Source organism: Vibrio sp. B1FIG11, assembly GCF_905175335.1.
GTDB classification, from domain to species: Bacteria; Pseudomonadota; Gammaproteobacteria; order Enterobacterales; family Vibrionaceae; genus Vibrio; species Vibrio campbellii.
In genome coordinates, this window is record NZ_HG992751.1 from 23,587 (window position 1) to 39,919 (window position 16,333).

The window sequence follows — 16,333 nt, forward strand, 5'->3', positions numbered from 1 at the left end:
TTATTGCCTTCCTTATGCACTCACGTGTTGTTGTAAGTTGTGATTTGGGAGCTCATCGCTGCGGATTTTGAGTACCTCAACGGTGCGAATATCCCACAACTTCTCAATTTGATTGACCAAAAACGAGATAGGTCGATCGCTGTCGACGATGATCTCTACGCTGGCTACTTTGCTTTCGTGGTTTTGGGTAGCAGCGACTTGTTTGATCACAAAGCCTCGGTGACGAATCACACGAAGAACGCGCTCCAACAATACCGGTTTATCGTCGGCTTTGATGTCGAGTAAATATCTGTCCATGCGATTGTCTCCTAAGTGTTTTCCAACATATCACTGTTTGATGCACCAGGTGGTACAAGTGGCCACACGTTCTCTTCTTCGTCGATTAAAACGTGAAGCATGTAAGAAGTCTTACTTTCTAGCATCTCTTTGAGAGCCGGTTCGACTTCTTCTTTCTTGGTGATGGTTTTACCCGGGATATCGAACGCTTTTGCCAGCATCACGAAGTCTGGGTTGTCATCAAGAATGGTTTCGCTGTGGCGGCCGTCAAAGAACAATGACTGCCATTGGCGAACCATGCCAAGACGTTGGTTGTTAAGAAGGACAATCTTTACTGGAATCTGACGACGCTTCAGCGTGCCCAATTCCTGCACGTTCATCATAAATGAACCGTCACCTGTAATAAGGATAGACTGATCATCAGGACGTGCGACAGCGGCACCCATTGCTGCTGGCAAGCCGAAGCCCATGGTGCCAAGACCAGCAGAGGTGATGAAGTTTTGTGGATCACGCGGCTGGATGTGTTGCGCTGCCCACATCTGATGCTGGCCGACGTCAGTCGAGACAATTGAGCTATCCGGCATCATGTCAGACAGCTGTTTAAGCAATAGCGGTGCGTAGATCAATTCGCCTGGATGGTCGTAACGCCATTTGAATCCGCTACGCAGGCTCTCACTGTGATGTACCCAAGGGGTGATGTCTTGAGTCAGCTCTAATTGAGGAAGAATCTTGCTGATTTCGCCACGCAGTGGTGCATTGGCGTGGCGAAGCTTATGGATTTCAGCCGCATCGATGTCGATATGGATTACTTTCGCATGCGGTGCAAACGTGTCGAGCTTGCCTGTCACGCGGTCATCAAAACGAGCCCCAACTACAATCAAAAGGTCACATTCTTGAACCACTAGGTTTGCGGCTTTGGTGCCATGCATGCCCAGCATGCCTAAGTAGTGCGGGTCGTGGCGTTCAATGGTGCCCAAACCTTTTAGTGTGCTTACTGCAGGCATAGGGTTTAAACGTAGGAACTCGCGTACTGAGTCTGTCGCTTTGGCAATTTGCACGCCACCGCCGACGTATAAAACTGGGCGAGTTGAAGCGGCTAGTACTTCTTGAGCACGCTGGATATCGGCATCACTGACTTGTGGAGCGATTGGTGGAACAAAAGGAGGCAGCAGTTCGGTTGGCGCTTGAGCAAGCTGAACGTCTTTGGCGATATCAACAATCACCGGGCCAGGTCGACCTGCTTTTGCTACTTCGAAAGCTTCAGCTAGCGTTGGGGCAAGGTCTTCAATCTCAGTCACTAGATAACTGTGTTTGGTACAGGCTAGAGACATTCCGATCACATCCATTTCTTGGAACGCGTCGGTACCGATATGAGAGCTAGCAACCTGACCTGTGATGGCCACTAGAGGAACGGAATCGAGGAAGGCGTCGGCAAGGCCAGTAACAAGGTTGGTGGCGCCTGGTCCGGAAGTGGCCATACAAACCGCAACATCTTGCGTCGCGCGGGCCATTCCGATAGCGGCCATCGCAGCCCCTTGCTCATGACGGCATAAGATGTGCTCGACACCTCCGTCATACAACGCATCGTAGATTGGCATGATGGCTCCACCAGGATACCCAAACACCGTTTCGATGCCTTGTTGTCTTAAAGCGGCTACGACTAGTTCTGCACCGGTCATCGTAAACCTCCTTTGCTACGTTGTGGCTCGTAGCTATCGCCATGTGTTTTGCACTTCATGTGCACTCCCATTCTTCCCGTTAAGCTGTCTAAGGGTTAGACAGATGACAACTTGTAGTTGTAAAAAAACCCCCGGACTTCTCAGTGCGGGGGTTTTTTGTAATTTGTGGTTACCTTTCGCCCACAATACCCCGCGCGGTGCCAATAATGACCACGATAATCAGGGCTAGCAGTGAGTTGATGTGAGCGAATAAGTTCATCTGTCTGTCGTTCTGTTTTCGTTAATAAGTCTTGTGTAATGTTCTACGAAAATGTTTGCGTCACTAGTGGTAACACACAAATCTGCTGCATGACAAGCAAAAAGTCATTCTTTTTTCACATTAAGTACCCATCTGTACAGGCTATATAACATATCCATATAAAAAACATCTGGTTAGATAACGTACAATAATTTGAGGGAATTATGGGGCTGGCAATCATTCATAGTCGAGCAAGTGTGGGTGTGCAAGCGCCATCGGTAAGCGTGGAAGTCCACATCAGTAATGGGATGCCGGGCTTTACCTTGGTGGGGTTACCTGAGACCACAGTAAAAGAATCCAAAGATCGCGTACGAAGTGCGATCGTCAATTCTAACTTTCAGTTTCCTGCAAAACGAATCACTGTCAATTTGGCACCTGCGGATTTGCCCAAAGAAGGCGGGCGCTTCGATCTGCCGATTGCATTGGGAATTTTAGCGGCTTCAGAGCAAATCGCGACAGATAAGCTCAAAAACTACGAATTTGTCGGTGAATTAGCCCTTTCTGGTGGATTGAGAACGGTAAAAGGCGTATTGCCCGCTGCATTGGCTGCGAACAAAAAACAGCGCCGTTTAGTGGTGCCTCATACTAATGGCGATCAGGCGGCACTTGTCGGCAAGGAGCAGCACAAATCTGCCCAATCACTATTGGAAGTTTGTGCAGAGCTTTGTGGTCAACACCAATTAAATTTGTACCAAACGCCCAAGAAGAAAGAGCTCAAAGCACACGGTCGTGACTTGCAGGATATCATTGGTCAGCAGCAGGGAAAGCGCGCTTTAGAAATTGCGGCAGCTGGCAATCACAACCTGCTTTTCCTTGGCCCTCCAGGCACTGGCAAAACCATGTTGGCCTCTCGATTATGCGATTTGTTACCTGAGATGAGTGATGAAGAGGCGATGGAAACGGCTTCTGTGGCGTCACTGACTCAAAGTGAAATCAATGAACATAACTGGAAGACGCGGCCGTTTCGTGCCCCGCATCATTCCAGCTCCATGGCGGCTTTAGTTGGTGGTGGATCTGTGCCGAGACCGGGCGAAATATCTCTAGCTCACAACGGGTTATTATTTTTGGACGAGATGCCGGAGTTTGATCGTAAGGTGCTCGACTCTTTACGTGAGCCATTGGAGTCCGGTGAAATTATTATCTCTCGGGCGCAAGGTAAGACGTGTTTTCCTGCTCGGTTCCAAATTGTAGGGGCGCTTAACCCGAGTCCGACAGGGTATTACGAAGGCAACCAAGCCAGAACGAATCCGCAAGCCATCCTGCGTTACCTTGGCCGCTTATCAGGCCCACTTCTTGACCGCTTTGATATGTCATTAGAAATTCCTGCATTGCCGAAAGGAATCCTCTCTGAAGGTGGCGATAGAGGGGAACCCACGGCTATCGTCAAAGAGCGGGTGAATCAAGCACGTGACTGTATGCTGGCTCGCAGTGGTAAGGTGAATGCATTATTGGGCAGTCGTGAAATTGAAGCCTTCTGCCCGCTGCAAAAAAGTGATGCGGAGTTTTTGGAAAATGCGCTGCATCGTCTTGGATTGTCGATTCGTGCTTATCACCGCATCATTAAAGTTGCGCGTACTATTGCCGATCTGGAGGGTTCACCGCAAATTGAGCGAACGCACCTAGCAGAAGCTTTGGGCTATCGAGCAATGGATAGGTTACTTAAACAGTTAACCGCACAAGCCGTTTAAACCCGAATGTTTTTAGCCTTGCTTGCGAGCGTGCTTGTCTTGATACAGTGCTTTATCGGCGTCTTCTAGACATTGCTCTAGATTGTCATTGCAGGCCATCAGACCAAAGCTAAACGAAATGCCATGAAGGTGAATGTCGCTTTCCACCGCTTGGCGGATTTGCAATAAGGTTTCTCTAGCATCAGATATCTGCATGCAATCGAACACAATCACAAATTCATCGCCACCAACGCGATAGAGCGTGCCACTTTCTCCCAGCTGTTGCATGGTCAGTGTGGCGAAGTCTACCAGGACTTTGTCACCAATCGCGTGCCCATAGGTATCATTGACCTGTTTGAATTTATCCAGATCAAGGTACGCCACGAGGCAACAATCACAGCCTTTTTGTACCGCAGACATCAAGGCTTTTTTGTTCATGGCACCAGTGAGGTGATCAAAATGAAGGCTTTGTTTGAGGCGGTTTTGCTCCTCAATGCGGGCCGTAATATCCCATGCCATTAGTACAATGTGGCGCACACCATTCACATCAGTAAGATAGCGCATGGACTCAAAATGGTGATTCTGAAAGGTTTCGATATCGACACGCATAGGTGCGTTACCGTCGAGCAATGCCTGATCGTTGCGCTTACATTGCATCAGCAAGTCACACAAATCATCATTTTCGCAGTTTGCGATCATAGTATCTATGCTGACGCCGAGAATGTCTTCTTCGAAGAAAGCGCGATAGCGTTGGTTGAGAGCGACATGCTTGCCATTTTCCTTGCGTACAGCGATAAACCCAGGGAAGTTCTGAGAAAGAACACTCATTAAGCTTTGCTCTGAAGCGTAGTTAGGATCAATGTGCACAAATCACTCTCTTAAATAGTAAACGGGTCGCACATTATCCATATGAAAATAAGTTTGGCTATTGTTTGAGCTATGAATTGTTTTTATTGTGACGATCAGGGCATTTTATAATCAAGGGGGAGTGTCTCCCCCCGCGCTTAAGTGCTTAGAAACTGTAGTTTAAACCGGTTGATAGCAGAAATTCTTTTTCATCGTAGAAGGTGATGTTTGAACTGGTACTGCTGTAACCAGCGAGTGAAATGAATGACCAGTTTTGCCAGTCAAAGACATTTTTGTACTCGTATGCGGTGAAAAAACTCAGAGTGCCATCATTGCGAGTTTTGCCAAATGTCGCGCTGGCTGCGTCAAAGTCTTTAGCGGCATAGCCTGCTGTGAGTACGATGCGGTGTCGCTGGATAAACTTGAACCAGCTAAGGTCGAGCCCATACGAGTTATAGGATTCAGCATCGCCATCCGCATCATGGTGGATGTAGGTAAATGCTGGCTGCAGCATTGACGTGCGACTCAGTGGAATACGGTAGTCACCTTTTATGTGGTAGATCTTTGCATCACGCAGTAGTGATGAATCCGTCACGGTATCTCTCTCTACGTCTTTATTTGCGTAAGCCAAATCAAGATTAAAGTTGTTGTCTAAGAAGCGGTTGATTTGGAAACGAAACGCATTGCCGCCTTCATCGGTGGTTTTTCTCGATTGTCCAGTTAGGTATGGGTCTTGCCATGTTTCTCCTTTCAGGATGGTCGGTAGATAGGAAAAATCGAGTACAGTGCCCGAAGCGAGTTGGTACTTATAACCGAGCTGGAAGGCGAGGGTACCGATCGCGATATCGGAGCGCGTGGTACCGGCATACACTTGGTGATTGAGCTTGTTGCCAAAGGTATATGCTGCGCTGCCTAGGGGCGCAACGATAAAAGATTCATCACTTTCGGCACGTTGATTTAGTGATGGAATGGTACTATCGCCATCTGTGTTGAAGTTGGACTCTGATGAGAAGAAGCCTGCGTTTAACGAAATTTCACCGCTAAAACCTGCGGTTTCTTCAAGTTGAGCTTGTGCTGAACTGACGATAAAAGCCAAAGGCAGTAAGGTTAGCCTTGGATTCATTCGCTTTCTCCTTGTTTGTCGAATGAAAGTGGTAATTTGAGTTGAGCGTTGGTCTAGTTTTACAGTGAAACAAATCTGACCATTCTTACAAATATTCCAATGTGACAACGGATTCGTATAATTACACGCTGTTTTATTATTCACGCGATATAGTTACTGATTGATTCCCATGCTGACCTATTTGTTACTCATTTTTAACGCTTCCTTTGTGATTATAAACTCTGCGGTTTGTTCCATCGCAATTTGTATCATCGCAATTTTTAAGTTGTTGCTTCCAACAGCTAAGCTCAAAGCGAAAGGCACCGAGGCTGCCAACAAAATGATGTGGGTTTGGGCCACGGTCAACGCTGGTATTCTTGCCTTGTTCAACCGCGTTGAGTGGGATATTCAAGGTGGCGAAAATCTCAAGAAGGATGGCTGGTATCTGCTGATCAGTAACCATCTTAGTTGGACTGATATTGTTGTACTGTGTTGTGTATTTAAAGATCGCATTCCAATGCCAAAATTTTTCTTAAAACAGCAATTATTGTATGTGCCTTTTATTGGTATGGCTTGCTGGGCGCTGGATATGCCATTTATGCGTCGCTATTCTCGAGAGTATTTGATTCGCAACCCACACAAGCGCGGTCAGGATTTGCAAACTACGCGCCGTTCTTGTGCAAAGTTCAAACACACGCCAACTACGGTAGTAAATTACGTTGAAGGCACTCGTTTCACCGAGGAAAAGCAACGCAAGAGTCGTGCGGGTTATCAACATTTGCTGCAGCCAAAATCAGGTGGCATTGCTTACACATTAGCCGCTATGGGCGATCAGTTTGAAAACATCATTGATGTGACCTTAGCGTACCCAGAAAACACCAATAAGCCATTTAAAGACATGATGATGGGACGTATGACGAAGATTGTCGTGCGCGTAAATGTTTTACCAGTCGATGAACGCGTGTTGGGTGATTACTTCAATGACAAGCCATACAAGCGCCAATTCCAGCAATGGTTGGGTGATGTGTGGCAAGAGAAAGATCAGTTACTGCAAGATATCCATAAGTAACCAGACCTAAAGGTTAAAATTAAAAAGGGGAGCAAGATGCTCCCCTTTCGTTTGATGTTCGACTCGAGTTACTTAAGCGTCAGTAGGTAATCAACCAAGGCAAAGTATTCCTCAGTGGATTTAATACCTTGTGCTTGAACCAGGTACTTGTTGTTGACGATAACAGCAGGAACGCCAGTTAGGCCGCTATTTTCAAATTGCTTGTCCATACGACGAACCATTGAATCAACCGCAAAGCCTTTGAATGCTGCATCGAATTTCTTCGCGTCTACGCCTTCATCTAGGAAGATTTGACGAAGCTCTGCATCATCACGAGGTGCTTTACGCATGTTGTGAATGCGGTTAAACATCACTGGCACCATCTTGTCTTCAACTTTAAGTGCAACCATAGTCGCGTAGGCTTTGCTCATTGAAGGGCCCATGTTGCCGCCCATGAAAGAAACGTGGTTCTTTTGTAGCTTCGCGCCTTCAGGTAGCTGCTTCTTAAGTTGCTGGATAATTGGCTCAAACGTATTACAGTGTGGACAGTAGAAAGAGAAGAACTCAGTCACTACAGGCTTTTTCGACGCCTCTAGATCCAATACTTTGTAGTGCTCACCTTCTTTGAATTGCGCTGCATGTGCCGACAGGCTTAGCATCAGCATAGAAAACAGTGCGAACAGTTTTTTCATTTAATAATCTCCATTTTGAATTGTTCGGCCTGACTTACCATTGAGGCATTAAAGACAGTGGTGCTTCTTCTAAGCTGGCAATCTGCTCTTTAAATGCAAGGACCTGACCTTCCCAGTATTTTGGCTCATTGAACCATGGAAAAGCGAGCGGAAATGCCGGGTCATGCCAACGTTTTGCTAGCCATGCCATATAGTGCACCATTCGTAGACCGCGAAGAGGCTCGATTAGTTTCAATTCTGCCGAGTTAAAATCGCAAAACTCTTGGTAACCTTCTAAAACAATATCTAATTGCATCAGTTTGTCTTGGCGTTCGCCGTTGAGCAGCATCCATAAATCTTGGACCGCAGGGCCATTACGTGAGTCATCCAAATCGACAAACATTGGGCCATCACGCCATAAGATGTTACCTGGATGGCAATCGCCATGCAGACGAATGGTGTTGAAGCCTTCTTGCCAGTGGCTTTCAATGGATTTGATTAGCATATCCAAATCATTGAAGAAGCTGTTCTCCAAATGCATCGGAATCATGTTGGCGTTTTGCAGAATCTCTCTCGGTTGGTAGAGGTATTCTTGTAAGCCAATAGTTGGTCTATGTTGGAAAGCTTGTCGGCTACCTACTTTATGGATACGGCCGAGGAAACGACCTACACCTTCGAGCTGATCTAAGTTATCGACTTCGTATTGACGACCGCCGACACTTTCAAACAAAGCAAATCCATAACCCTGATAATGATGCAGTGTTTCACCGTTGATAAGTACAGGTGGTGCGACAGGGATTTCGTTGTCGATCAGTTCAAGGGTGAAGTCGTGTTCTTCTTGAATCTGCTCATTGCTCCAGCGTTCTGGACGGTAGAACTTCACCACGTAGCGCTGGCGTTCTTCGTCAGTAAACTGGTAAACGCGGTTTTCGTAGCTGTTGAGTGCTAGAAAGCCCGATTCTGCTCGAATGCCGATGCTCTCTAGCGCGTACCACATAAAGTCAGGCGTGAGGGCATCAAAGTTGAAAGTACCTTGGGACATATAAATAAAAAGGCTCATTGCTGAGCCTTTTTCCATTAGTCATCGAAGTTATAGCTTCTTGATAAATCGGCTTTCTACTTCGATAGTGAATTCGTTACTCTTATCGGTGAGTATAAACTGAATTGTCGTGATCGCAGAGTCTAGCTTGTCAGGATCTGCGCCAAGGCTCATTGGTAAGTTCAGTACTTCACCCGGTTCAACTTGAATGGTTTGTTTGCCATACCAGCTGACATCACTTAGTCCTTCTACATTCAAATCGTATTCTTGAACTTGTTGAGTTTTGTTGATGACTTTCAGTGTGTAGGTGTTTTCCACTTCGCCAGAGCTGTTCACTCGGAATAATTGGTTACGGTCACGCAGTACGCTCATGCCTGCTGGATCAACCGATGCGACTTGGAGGAAGAACAGGCCAATCATCACTAGTAGTACCGCACCATAGCCAAGCAGTTTTGGACGCATGACCTTGGTACTCTTACCTGAGAGACGATGCTCTGTGGTGTAGTTGATTAGGCCTTTCTCGTAACCCATGCGTTCCATGGTGTTGTCACACGCATCAATACATGCACCACAGTTGATACACTCATACTGCAAACCATCACGGATATCGATGCCAGTTGGGCATACTTGAACACACAAATCACAGTCGATACAGTCGCCCAAGCCAAGTTGTTTTGGATCGGCTTTGCGTGAGCGAGGGCCGCGTTTTTCACCACGTTTAGAATCGTAGCCCACGATGAAGGTGTCTTTATCGAACATCGCCGATTGGAAGCGCGCGTAAGGACACATGTGAATACACATAATAGAGCGCATCCACCCTGCGTTGCCGTAAGTACAAATGGCAAAGAACATCACCCAAAATACTGGCCAGAAGTTAGCATTAAAGGTAAAGAAGTCGATAACCAGTTGCTTCATTGGCACAAAGTAACCGACAAAGGTAAAGCCAGTGGCGAGGGCTATCGAAAACCACGCTATGTGTTTGAGGGCTTTACGCATCGCTAAGTTAGCGGTTAGCTTGTTGGAATCCTGTTTACGACGCTTATTGGCACTGCCTTCTAGTTTTTCCTCAAACCATATATACATAAAGGTCCACACGGTTTGCGGACACAGATAGCCACACCAAACCCGGCCTAAGAAGGTAGTGATGAAGAACAGTCCAAACGCGGCTATCACAAATAGCAGAGCGAGTAGGGTGAGGTCTTGTGGGTACAGCGTGGTGCCGAAAAAGTTGAACTGCTGGTTACCGATGTCCAGCAAAATGGCTTGGCGCTCGCCGTAAGGAATCCAAGGAATCAGGGCAAAAAACAGCAACAAAAACCAACCGCCGTAGCGACGCAGTTTTTGGAACGTACCTTTGCTTTCGCGAACATAGATTCGATTGCTTGGGTTGAAACGGTCCCCGTTGCCTTTGTGGGTCTTGGGGTTAAAGGTCTTTGGAGTCACATCTTTGATATCAATCTTATCCTGACTCATGCACTCATCCTTCTTTAGGCTTTCTTATAATGTACGGCGGCACTTCTAATGATGTCGCTCGATGACATTGCTGTTTGGTCCAAACCATGACACATGGTTGAACATAATTATTTTAGTAAATACTGATGAACGGCGATTATACAATCAATAACAATTCCGTTTCTTTAACGCAGTCAATGTTTAACAACAAAAGTCAGTACAGTTAACCAGACAAATGACTGAACAGTTATAACTGCCATTTGAACTGTTTGATTTAGTTATAAAAAAAGCGACTCAAATGAGTCGCTTATCAATGCTAGGTGTTGCGCGGTTTACTTGATGATACCGCGCGCGCGTAGAATCGCGGTCTTAAAGTCGTCTTCTTGGTCTTTCTTTAGACCCGGGATCATTTCGTCTTTACCGCTGTTGCGCATTTTTAGGTGGTAGATCAGCACGTCATCGGTCAGATCTTCCAATTTACCTTCATAACCTGCTTCGTTCGCCAGCTTCATGATGAATTGTAGCAAGTTCATTTCTTGGTCTTTGTGCCACTCAGGCTCTAGTAGCTCAAGCAGCTCTTCAATACGATGACACTTCATTTCTTTCTCCACATAATTTATAGGTGTTATTTGCTACTAAAGGTATCAAATTGCTCGGCGAACACCAAATAGGAAAAGGGTAGAGAGAAAAGAAAAAAGCGCGGTGGTTGCCGCGCTTTTTAATTAAGCTGCTTTGATAACTTTGTTTGGAACACTTGGCATAATCGCTGTTTTCTCAACCAGAGTCATTGCTGGCGCAACTTGTTTTGCCTTTGGCGCAGCAGTGAAACCACTGCGACGGCGCATTGCACTACGATTTGTATGTGCGAACCTGACTGTTGTTGGGCGCATTTAGATACCTAACTGCCAGGCATATCCATTGCCGATGTAATGGCCTGAGTCACTATGAGTTGAGCTTCAACTGCTTGAAGGGTGGCTCTTCTGGCTTTCGCCAATCCAAATAATGAATCAGGAATAACGATATGCATGCATATCATGTATAGGTTAGCATTCCTGCAATAATTGGTCGATAGTTGAGCAGTTGAATTGTATGGATTTTATGGTTTTTAGTGCGAAATCGAGACGAATTTTGTTTTGATCCGGTGATCAGCAGTAGTAGTATGAGATTTCTACAAAGGAGGTGCATATGTCATTTTTGAAGAAGACACTTGCGAGCTTTGGGATTGGCAGTGCGAAGGTTGACTCGATCCTGAACCAAGACGTGCTGTATCCCGGTCAAAGCGTGGATGTTTCAATCCATGTTTATGGCGGCGCAACGGAACAAGCGATCGATAACATCGATCTTAAGCTTTGCTGTCGTTACATCGCAGAAGCACCAGATGATCGTGGGGCGCGAGAAGGACACAGTATGCGTCGTGTACCGCAAACGCATGTGCTGGCCAAGTGTAACCTCCCGTACGCATTTACCATCCATCCTGGCGAAGATCGCACCTTTGAGGTCAAACTCGATGTGCCTTGGAACACCCCTGTCACCATCGGTGATGCCAAAGTTTGGTTAGAGACCGGCTTAGACGTTGCGATGGCGCTCGACCCAACTGACAAAGACATTCTTACCGTTAGACCCGATCCACTTATGGATGCCGTTTTGTCTGCTTTTGAATCACAAGGTTTACGCATTCGCCAAGTAGAGTGCGAAGAAGTCAAAGGCTTCGATCTACCATTTGTGCAAGAGTTTGAAATGGTGCCAACCGATGGCCCATATCATGGCGTATGGCGAGAGTTGGAATTTGTTGCTCATCGCGACGAGCAAAATCTCAAACTGTGGTTTGAAGTTGATCGTACTCGCACTGGTGCAAGTGGCATGCTGGCAAGTTTATTGGGAAGCGGAAAACTCAAACGTGAGCTAAGCATTCCGGTGAACACCAAACTGGACGAAGTCGGCTCGCTGATCCTCAATTACCTCGAACAAACCACGGCTGCCCACGAGTCTTAATTTAAGCTTACACGTGTACGCTTAATGTGCCATACTAGAGTGAATATTCAAAACTCTAGTATAGGCGCGTTCATGTCCTCACCACAGAAAGCACAATACAGTCAGGGCGAAGAGCTAGCCAACTCCATTACTCATGGTATTGGAATGATCTTCGGTATTGTTGGTTTGGTTCTGCTTCTTATCAAAGCTGTCGATCATCAAGCGGACACACTGACCATTACCAGTATGGCGATCTATGGTTCTAGCATGATTGTGCTGTTTCTGGCCTCTACGCTCTACCATGCTATCCCATACCCTAAAGCCAAGCGTTGGCTGAAAACCTTCGACCACTGCGCCATCTATCTTTTGATTGCGGGTAGCTACACACCATTCTTGTTAGTAAGTCTGCGCACACCGTTGGCGATTGGGTTGATGATTGTGATTTGGACCATCGCGCTGATTGGCATCATCATGAAAGTCGCGTTTGTCTATCGATTCAAAAAACTATCTTTGATGACGTATCTGGTGATGGGCTGGCTATCGTTGATAGTGATTTACCAACTGGCAATAAATCTGGATATTGGCGGTTTGACGCTTTTAGCCGCAGGTGGGTTGGTGTATTCGATAGGGGTGATTTTCTACGTTGCCAAGCGAATCCCATTTAATCACGCAATTTGGCACGGCTTTGTGTTGGCGGGTTGTGTGTGTCACTTCTTCGCGATTTATTACTTTGTCGAGCCTATCTAGCTGGTAGAGATAAACCCGACAAAGCATGTCTTATCGTATTAGCGTGTTTTGACTTCTAATACTTCTGCTGAGAACTGGTATTGCTGCGACTGTGGCACTGCCAGTTTAATCGCTTTACCTTGTTCGGCCTGTTGTGGGCGAAGGTAGGTATCTGCCATGCGTTTGATAGATTGCCAAACCGTGATGTTCTCTTTCGCCAATTGTTTGCCAGCCATATCGAATACCTGTATTTCCACTTCTACCTGAATCACCGATTGTGAGCTTTGGTTAGTGATAGAGGTAGGGAAGATCAGTTCACCATCTTCGTATCTTGCCGAGCCAATCAATACATCCACACCTGAATCAGACAGCTGCATGGTTGGCTTCTTCGTGTTTAAAACAACGGTAGTGCCGACTTTTTTGTTCACAACCGGAATCGTCGCCATCTCTGTTGTTGGGGTTGGTGTTGCCACGGCTTCAACGGCGGTAGTTGAGGCTACGACAGCCGCCGCTTCTACTGCTTCAACTTTTTCTAGCGTGGTCTCTGTGGCTTTTGGCGTGGCCTTTTTCACGACATATTCCCACGTGAAGTCGTCGTTCAGTTTTACTTCGCGTCCATCCGCCAGTTTCACAACTTCGGCTGCGTAAACCGATGAAGAGGCGAGTAGGGTCGCCAGAGTGATCCATGTTTTCATTGTTATACCTTTTATTTGAGTCTGTTTAACGGCGCCAAAACGCAGGGAAGAACAGTACAAGAATGGTCAGAATTTCCAAACGGCCCATTAACATACCAAAGCTTAGCAGCCACTTAGCAGCGTCTGGTAAAGGCGCAAAGTTACCTGTTGGGCCAATCACGCTGCCCATGCCCGGACCTACGTTCGCTACCGCGGTAATAGAACCAGAAATACTGGTCACAGGGTCTAGGCCAAGTGCACTTAAGCAGCCTGCAATAAAGATGATGGTGATAAAGAACATCAAACCAAATGCCACTACTGAGCGAACAATATCGTCATTCACTGGGCGTTGGTTGTAGCGCTGAACGAACACGCCTGATGGGTGAATCAGCTTCATGATTTGCTTGTTAAGCAGCGTCATCGCGATTTGGAAACGGAAGATTTTAATCCCGCCAGAGGTCGAGCCTGAACACGCGCCCGCCATCATTAAGAAGGCAAACAGTGTGGTTGGCAAAGCGCCCCATGCGGTGAAGTCTTCTAGACCAAAGCCCGTTGTGGTGACGACCGACACGATGTTGAACATTGAAACGCGCAAAGCATCCAAAATGGTGTAACCATCGCGGAGCACCAGCCAAGCTGATATCACTGAGCTAGAGAACAAGAATAGGTAGGCGAAGCCACGAACTTGGGCGTCTCTAATTAACACCTCGAGGCTGCGTTTACGTAATGCTGCGACAAACAGTAGGAATGGCAAACCACCAAGGAACATAAAAGTAGTAGCAACCCAATGTGCACCATTGGAGAAATGGTTCATCGAATCATCTGACGTTGAGTAACCGCCTGTTGAGAGGGTTGTGAAGGCGTGGTTGATCGCTTCAAAAAGGTTCATGCCAGTCAGCAAATAGCCGATGATACACAAGCCTGTCAGCATCAAGTACACCAATACGATGTTCTTCGCGACGGTTTTGGCTCTAGGGCTGCTTTTGTCTGACCAATCGGAGGATTCGGTTTGGAACAGCTTCATACCACCAACGTTAAGCATCGGTAGGATAGCTACTGCCATTACGATAAAGCCAATACCACCCAACCACTGCAAAATAGAGCGCCACAATAAGATGCTTGGCGCCATATTATCTAAGCCGCTTAACACGGTCGAACCCGTAGTAGTGATACCTGACATGGTTTCGAAGTAGGCGTCGGTAAAGCTAATGTGGTTGATAAACACAAATGGCAATGCAGCAAACGCACTGGCGATGGTCCATACCAAACTGGTGATAAGGAACATATCACGCACACTGAGTTTGAACTTGGCGGTTCGACCAATCGTCAAACAGATGAATGCGGCAAGGTGAGTGATCACTACGGCTTGGGCGAAATCGAGGAATCCGCCCGTACCGGTGAAAAACGCGACCAAAGTCGGCACGTACATAAAAAGGGCCAGTTTGGATAGAACCAGCCCGATAACAAATAGTACGGGACGTAAGTTGACCATAGGAAAATCCTAGAGGAAGAATGGGCTCGGCTGGAACAGCGCTTCGACGTCTGGTACGTACTTTTTGTCGACCAGGAACATCACGACGTGGTCATCTTGCTCGATGACGGTACGATCGTGTGCGATAAGTACTTCTTCGCCACGAACGATGGCACCAATGGTGGTTCCTGGTGGGAGTTTGATATCGCCAATTGCGCGACCGACCACTTTCGATGTGGTTTCGTCACCGTGCGCAACGGCTTCGATGGCTTCTGCTGCGCCACGACGCAGAGAAGAAACGTTAACGATGTCAGCACGACGAACGTGCGTGAGTAGGGCAGAAATCGTCGCTTGCTGTGGGGAGATCGCTACATCAATCACGCCGCCTTGTACAAGGTCGACATAAGCGCCGCGTTGGATCAGCACCATCACTTTCTTTGCGCCCATGCGTTTTGCCAACATCGCTGACATGATGTTGGTTTCATCTTCGTTAGTCAGCGCGATGAACACGTCTACTTGGTCGATGTTTTCTTCGGTCAGCAGTTCTTGGTCTGCCGCATCACCACAGAAGACGATGGTATTTTCTAGTTGCTCAGACAGCTTCTCTGCACGCTGATAGTTACGTTCGATCAGCTTCACACTGTAAGTTTGCTCAAGACGTTTGGCTAAGCTCGCGCCGATGTTACCACCACCAACAATCATGATGCGGCGGTAAGGTTTCTCAAGTCGCTGAAGCTCACTCATTACCGAGCGAATGTGGTTACTTGCTGCAACGAAGAACACCTCATCATCAGCTTCAATGATGGTAGTGCCTTGCGGACGAATTGGACGACCTTGACGGAAAATCGCAGCAACACGAGTATCGATGTGCGGCATGTGCTCACGCAGGGCAGACAGAGCATTACCTACTAAAGGGCCACCGTAATAGGCTTTAACGGCTACTAGGCTGACTTTTTGCTCGGCAAAGCTTACCACTTGCAGCGCGCCTGGGTATTGGATGAGGCGTTCGATGTAGCTGGTTACCAACTCTTCTGGTGCGATAAGGTGATCGACAGGAATAGCACCAGACTTAAATAGGGCTTCTTTTTCTGCCAGATATTCTGGAGAACGAATACGTGCGACACGGTTGGGGGTATTGAACAGAGTGAACGCAACCTGACAGGCTGCCATGTTGGTCTCGTCGGTGTTGGTTACTGCGACAAGCATATCAGCGTCTTGCGCTCCTGCTTCATGCAGAACGTCTGGGTGGCTTGCGTGACCGTTGACCACTCGTAGGTCGTACTTGTCTTGCAACTCACGCAGTCGGTCGCCATTTTTGTCGACGATGGTGATGTCGTTATTCTCACCAACTAGGTTTTCCGCCAGTGTGCCGCCAACCTGACCAGCACCAAGAATAATGATTTTCATACTCTT

Annotated in this window: 16 protein-coding genes; 4 read left to right on the forward strand and 12 right to left on the reverse strand. The window is 47.1% G+C overall.

From position 1 onward, the window contains the following. Positions 1-12: 12 nt before the first annotated feature. Positions 13-297 (reverse strand): acetolactate synthase 2 small subunit, encoded by a 285-nt coding sequence (gene ilvM / locus KHO06_RS00115; protein WP_005429819.1) that lies wholly within the window; start codon positions 295-297, stop codon positions 13-15. A gap of 11 nt (positions 298-308) precedes the next feature. Further along, positions 309-1,955 (reverse strand): acetolactate synthase 2 catalytic subunit, encoded by a 1,647-nt coding sequence (gene ilvG / locus KHO06_RS00120; RefSeq protein WP_045451523.1) that lies wholly within the window; start codon positions 1,953-1,955, stop codon positions 309-311. 462 nt (positions 1,956-2,417) lie between these two features. Between ilvG and KHO06_RS00125 the strand changes: the two genes are divergently transcribed. Further along, positions 2,418-3,941, forward strand: coding sequence for a YifB family Mg chelatase-like AAA ATPase (locus KHO06_RS00125; protein WP_212581905.1), 1,524 nt, complete (start codon positions 2,418-2,420; stop codon positions 3,939-3,941). A 12-nt stretch (positions 3,942-3,953) separates the two neighbouring features. On the opposite strand, the gene KHO06_RS00130 is transcribed toward KHO06_RS00125, so the two are convergent. Beyond that, entirely contained in the window at positions 3,954-4,787 is an 834-nt protein-coding gene (locus KHO06_RS00130) for a GGDEF domain-containing protein (protein WP_212581906.1), read from the reverse strand. Positions 4,788-4,932: 145 nt separating this feature from the next. Continuing rightward, positions 4,933-5,889, reverse strand: coding sequence for a DUF2860 domain-containing protein (locus KHO06_RS00135; protein WP_212581907.1), 957 nt, complete (start codon positions 5,887-5,889; stop codon positions 4,933-4,935). 169 nt (positions 5,890-6,058) lie between these two features. Here KHO06_RS00135 and KHO06_RS00140 point away from each other — a divergent pair, with 169 nt between their 5' ends. Next, positions 6,059-6,937: an acyltransferase gene (locus tag KHO06_RS00140; RefSeq protein ID WP_005429796.1), complete on the forward strand. Its 879-nt coding sequence runs from the start codon at positions 6,059-6,061 to the stop codon at positions 6,935-6,937. A gap of 68 nt (positions 6,938-7,005) precedes the next feature. On the opposite strand, the gene KHO06_RS00145 is transcribed toward KHO06_RS00140, so the two are convergent. The 5 genes from KHO06_RS00145 to KHO06_RS00165 form a co-directional block, all read right to left on the reverse strand. Continuing rightward, positions 7,006-7,608: a thiol:disulfide interchange protein DsbA/DsbL gene (locus tag KHO06_RS00145; protein ID WP_005429765.1), complete on the reverse strand. Its 603-nt coding sequence runs from the start codon at positions 7,606-7,608 to the stop codon at positions 7,006-7,008. A 34-nt stretch (positions 7,609-7,642) separates the two neighbouring features. Next, positions 7,643-8,629, reverse strand: a complete 987-nt coding sequence (locus KHO06_RS00150; protein ID WP_045371983.1) for a serine/threonine protein kinase — start codon at positions 8,627-8,629, stop codon at positions 7,643-7,645. A 48-nt stretch (positions 8,630-8,677) separates the two neighbouring features. Next, positions 8,678-10,099 carry a cytochrome c oxidase accessory protein CcoG gene (gene ccoG / locus KHO06_RS00155; protein ID WP_005429824.1) on the reverse strand — a complete coding sequence of 474 codons (1,422 nt, stop codon included), beginning with the start codon at positions 10,097-10,099 and terminating at the stop codon, positions 8,678-8,680. Positions 10,100-10,410: 311 nt separating this feature from the next. Beyond that, the gene (locus KHO06_RS00160; protein WP_005429763.1) at positions 10,411-10,677 is read right to left on the reverse strand and encodes a YihD family protein; all 267 of its coding nucleotides are present in this window, start codon (positions 10,675-10,677) and stop codon (positions 10,411-10,413) included. Between the two features lie 123 nt (positions 10,678-10,800). Next, complete coding sequence (locus KHO06_RS00165) at positions 10,801-10,968, reverse strand: hypothetical protein (RefSeq protein WP_005536917.1); 168 nt, start codon at positions 10,966-10,968, stop codon at positions 10,801-10,803. Positions 10,969-11,263: 295 nt separating this feature from the next. On the opposite strand from KHO06_RS00165, the gene KHO06_RS00170 reads away from it, so the two are divergent. After that, positions 11,264-12,070, forward strand: a complete 807-nt coding sequence (locus KHO06_RS00170) for a sporulation protein (protein WP_212581908.1) — start codon at positions 11,264-11,266, stop codon at positions 12,068-12,070. A gap of 72 nt (positions 12,071-12,142) precedes the next feature. Beyond that, positions 12,143-12,796: a hemolysin III family protein gene (locus KHO06_RS00175; protein ID WP_038892396.1), complete on the forward strand. Its 654-nt coding sequence runs from the start codon at positions 12,143-12,145 to the stop codon at positions 12,794-12,796. A 38-nt stretch (positions 12,797-12,834) separates the two neighbouring features. Here the strand turns inward: KHO06_RS00175 and KHO06_RS00180 are convergent, their stop codons facing one another. From KHO06_RS00180 to trkA, 3 genes are read right to left on the reverse strand one after another with little or no spacing between them, the layout of a single operon-like run. Beyond that, positions 12,835-13,470: a DUF3157 family protein gene (locus tag KHO06_RS00180; RefSeq protein ID WP_047482487.1), complete on the reverse strand. Its 636-nt coding sequence runs from the start codon at positions 13,468-13,470 to the stop codon at positions 12,835-12,837. 25 nt (positions 13,471-13,495) lie between these two features. Next, positions 13,496-14,941, reverse strand: coding sequence for a TrkH family potassium uptake protein (locus KHO06_RS00185; protein ID WP_212581909.1), 1,446 nt, complete (start codon positions 14,939-14,941; stop codon positions 13,496-13,498). Positions 14,942-14,950: 9 nt separating this feature from the next. Continuing rightward, complete coding sequence (gene trkA / locus KHO06_RS00190) at positions 14,951-16,327, reverse strand: Trk system potassium transporter TrkA (protein WP_005429806.1); 1,377 nt, start codon at positions 16,325-16,327, stop codon at positions 14,951-14,953. Positions 16,328-16,333: the final 6 nt, after the last annotated feature.

Excerpts from the sequence above, each read along its gene's own strand:
- ilvM (WP_005429819.1), bottom strand. The coding sequence starts at position 297 with ATGGACAGATATTTACTCGACATCAAAGCCGACGATAAACCGGTATTG.
- ilvG (WP_045451523.1), bottom strand. The coding sequence starts at position 1,955 with ATGACCGGTGCAGAACTAGTCGTAGCCGCTTTAAGACAACAAGGCATC.
- KHO06_RS00125 (WP_212581905.1), top strand. The coding sequence starts at position 2,418 with ATGGGGCTGGCAATCATTCATAGTCGAGCAAGTGTGGGTGTGCAAGCG.
- KHO06_RS00135 (WP_212581907.1), bottom strand. The coding sequence starts at position 5,889 with ATGAATCCAAGGCTAACCTTACTGCCTTTGGCTTTTATCGTCAGTTCA.
- KHO06_RS00140 (WP_005429796.1), top strand. The coding sequence starts at position 6,059 with ATGCTGACCTATTTGTTACTCATTTTTAACGCTTCCTTTGTGATTATA.
- KHO06_RS00145 (WP_005429765.1), bottom strand. The coding sequence starts at position 7,608 with ATGAAAAAACTGTTCGCACTGTTTTCTATGCTGATGCTAAGCCTGTCG.
- KHO06_RS00150 (WP_045371983.1), bottom strand. The coding sequence starts at position 8,629 with ATGTCCCAAGGTACTTTCAACTTTGATGCCCTCACGCCTGACTTTATG.
- ccoG (WP_005429824.1), bottom strand. The coding sequence starts at position 10,099 with ATGAGTCAGGATAAGATTGATATCAAAGATGTGACTCCAAAGACCTTT.
- KHO06_RS00160 (WP_005429763.1), bottom strand. The coding sequence starts at position 10,677 with ATGAAGTGTCATCGTATTGAAGAGCTGCTTGAGCTACTAGAGCCTGAG.
- KHO06_RS00165 (WP_005536917.1), bottom strand. The coding sequence starts at position 10,968 with ATGCGCCCAACAACAGTCAGGTTCGCACATACAAATCGTAGTGCAATG.
- KHO06_RS00170 (WP_212581908.1), top strand. The coding sequence starts at position 11,264 with ATGTCATTTTTGAAGAAGACACTTGCGAGCTTTGGGATTGGCAGTGCG.
- KHO06_RS00175 (WP_038892396.1), top strand. The coding sequence starts at position 12,143 with ATGTCCTCACCACAGAAAGCACAATACAGTCAGGGCGAAGAGCTAGCC.
- KHO06_RS00180 (WP_047482487.1), bottom strand. The coding sequence starts at position 13,470 with ATGAAAACATGGATCACTCTGGCGACCCTACTCGCCTCTTCATCGGTT.
- KHO06_RS00185 (WP_212581909.1), bottom strand. The coding sequence starts at position 14,941 with ATGGTCAACTTACGTCCCGTACTATTTGTTATCGGGCTGGTTCTATCC.
- trkA (WP_005429806.1), bottom strand. The coding sequence starts at position 16,327 with ATGAAAATCATTATTCTTGGTGCTGGTCAGGTTGGCGGCACACTGGCG.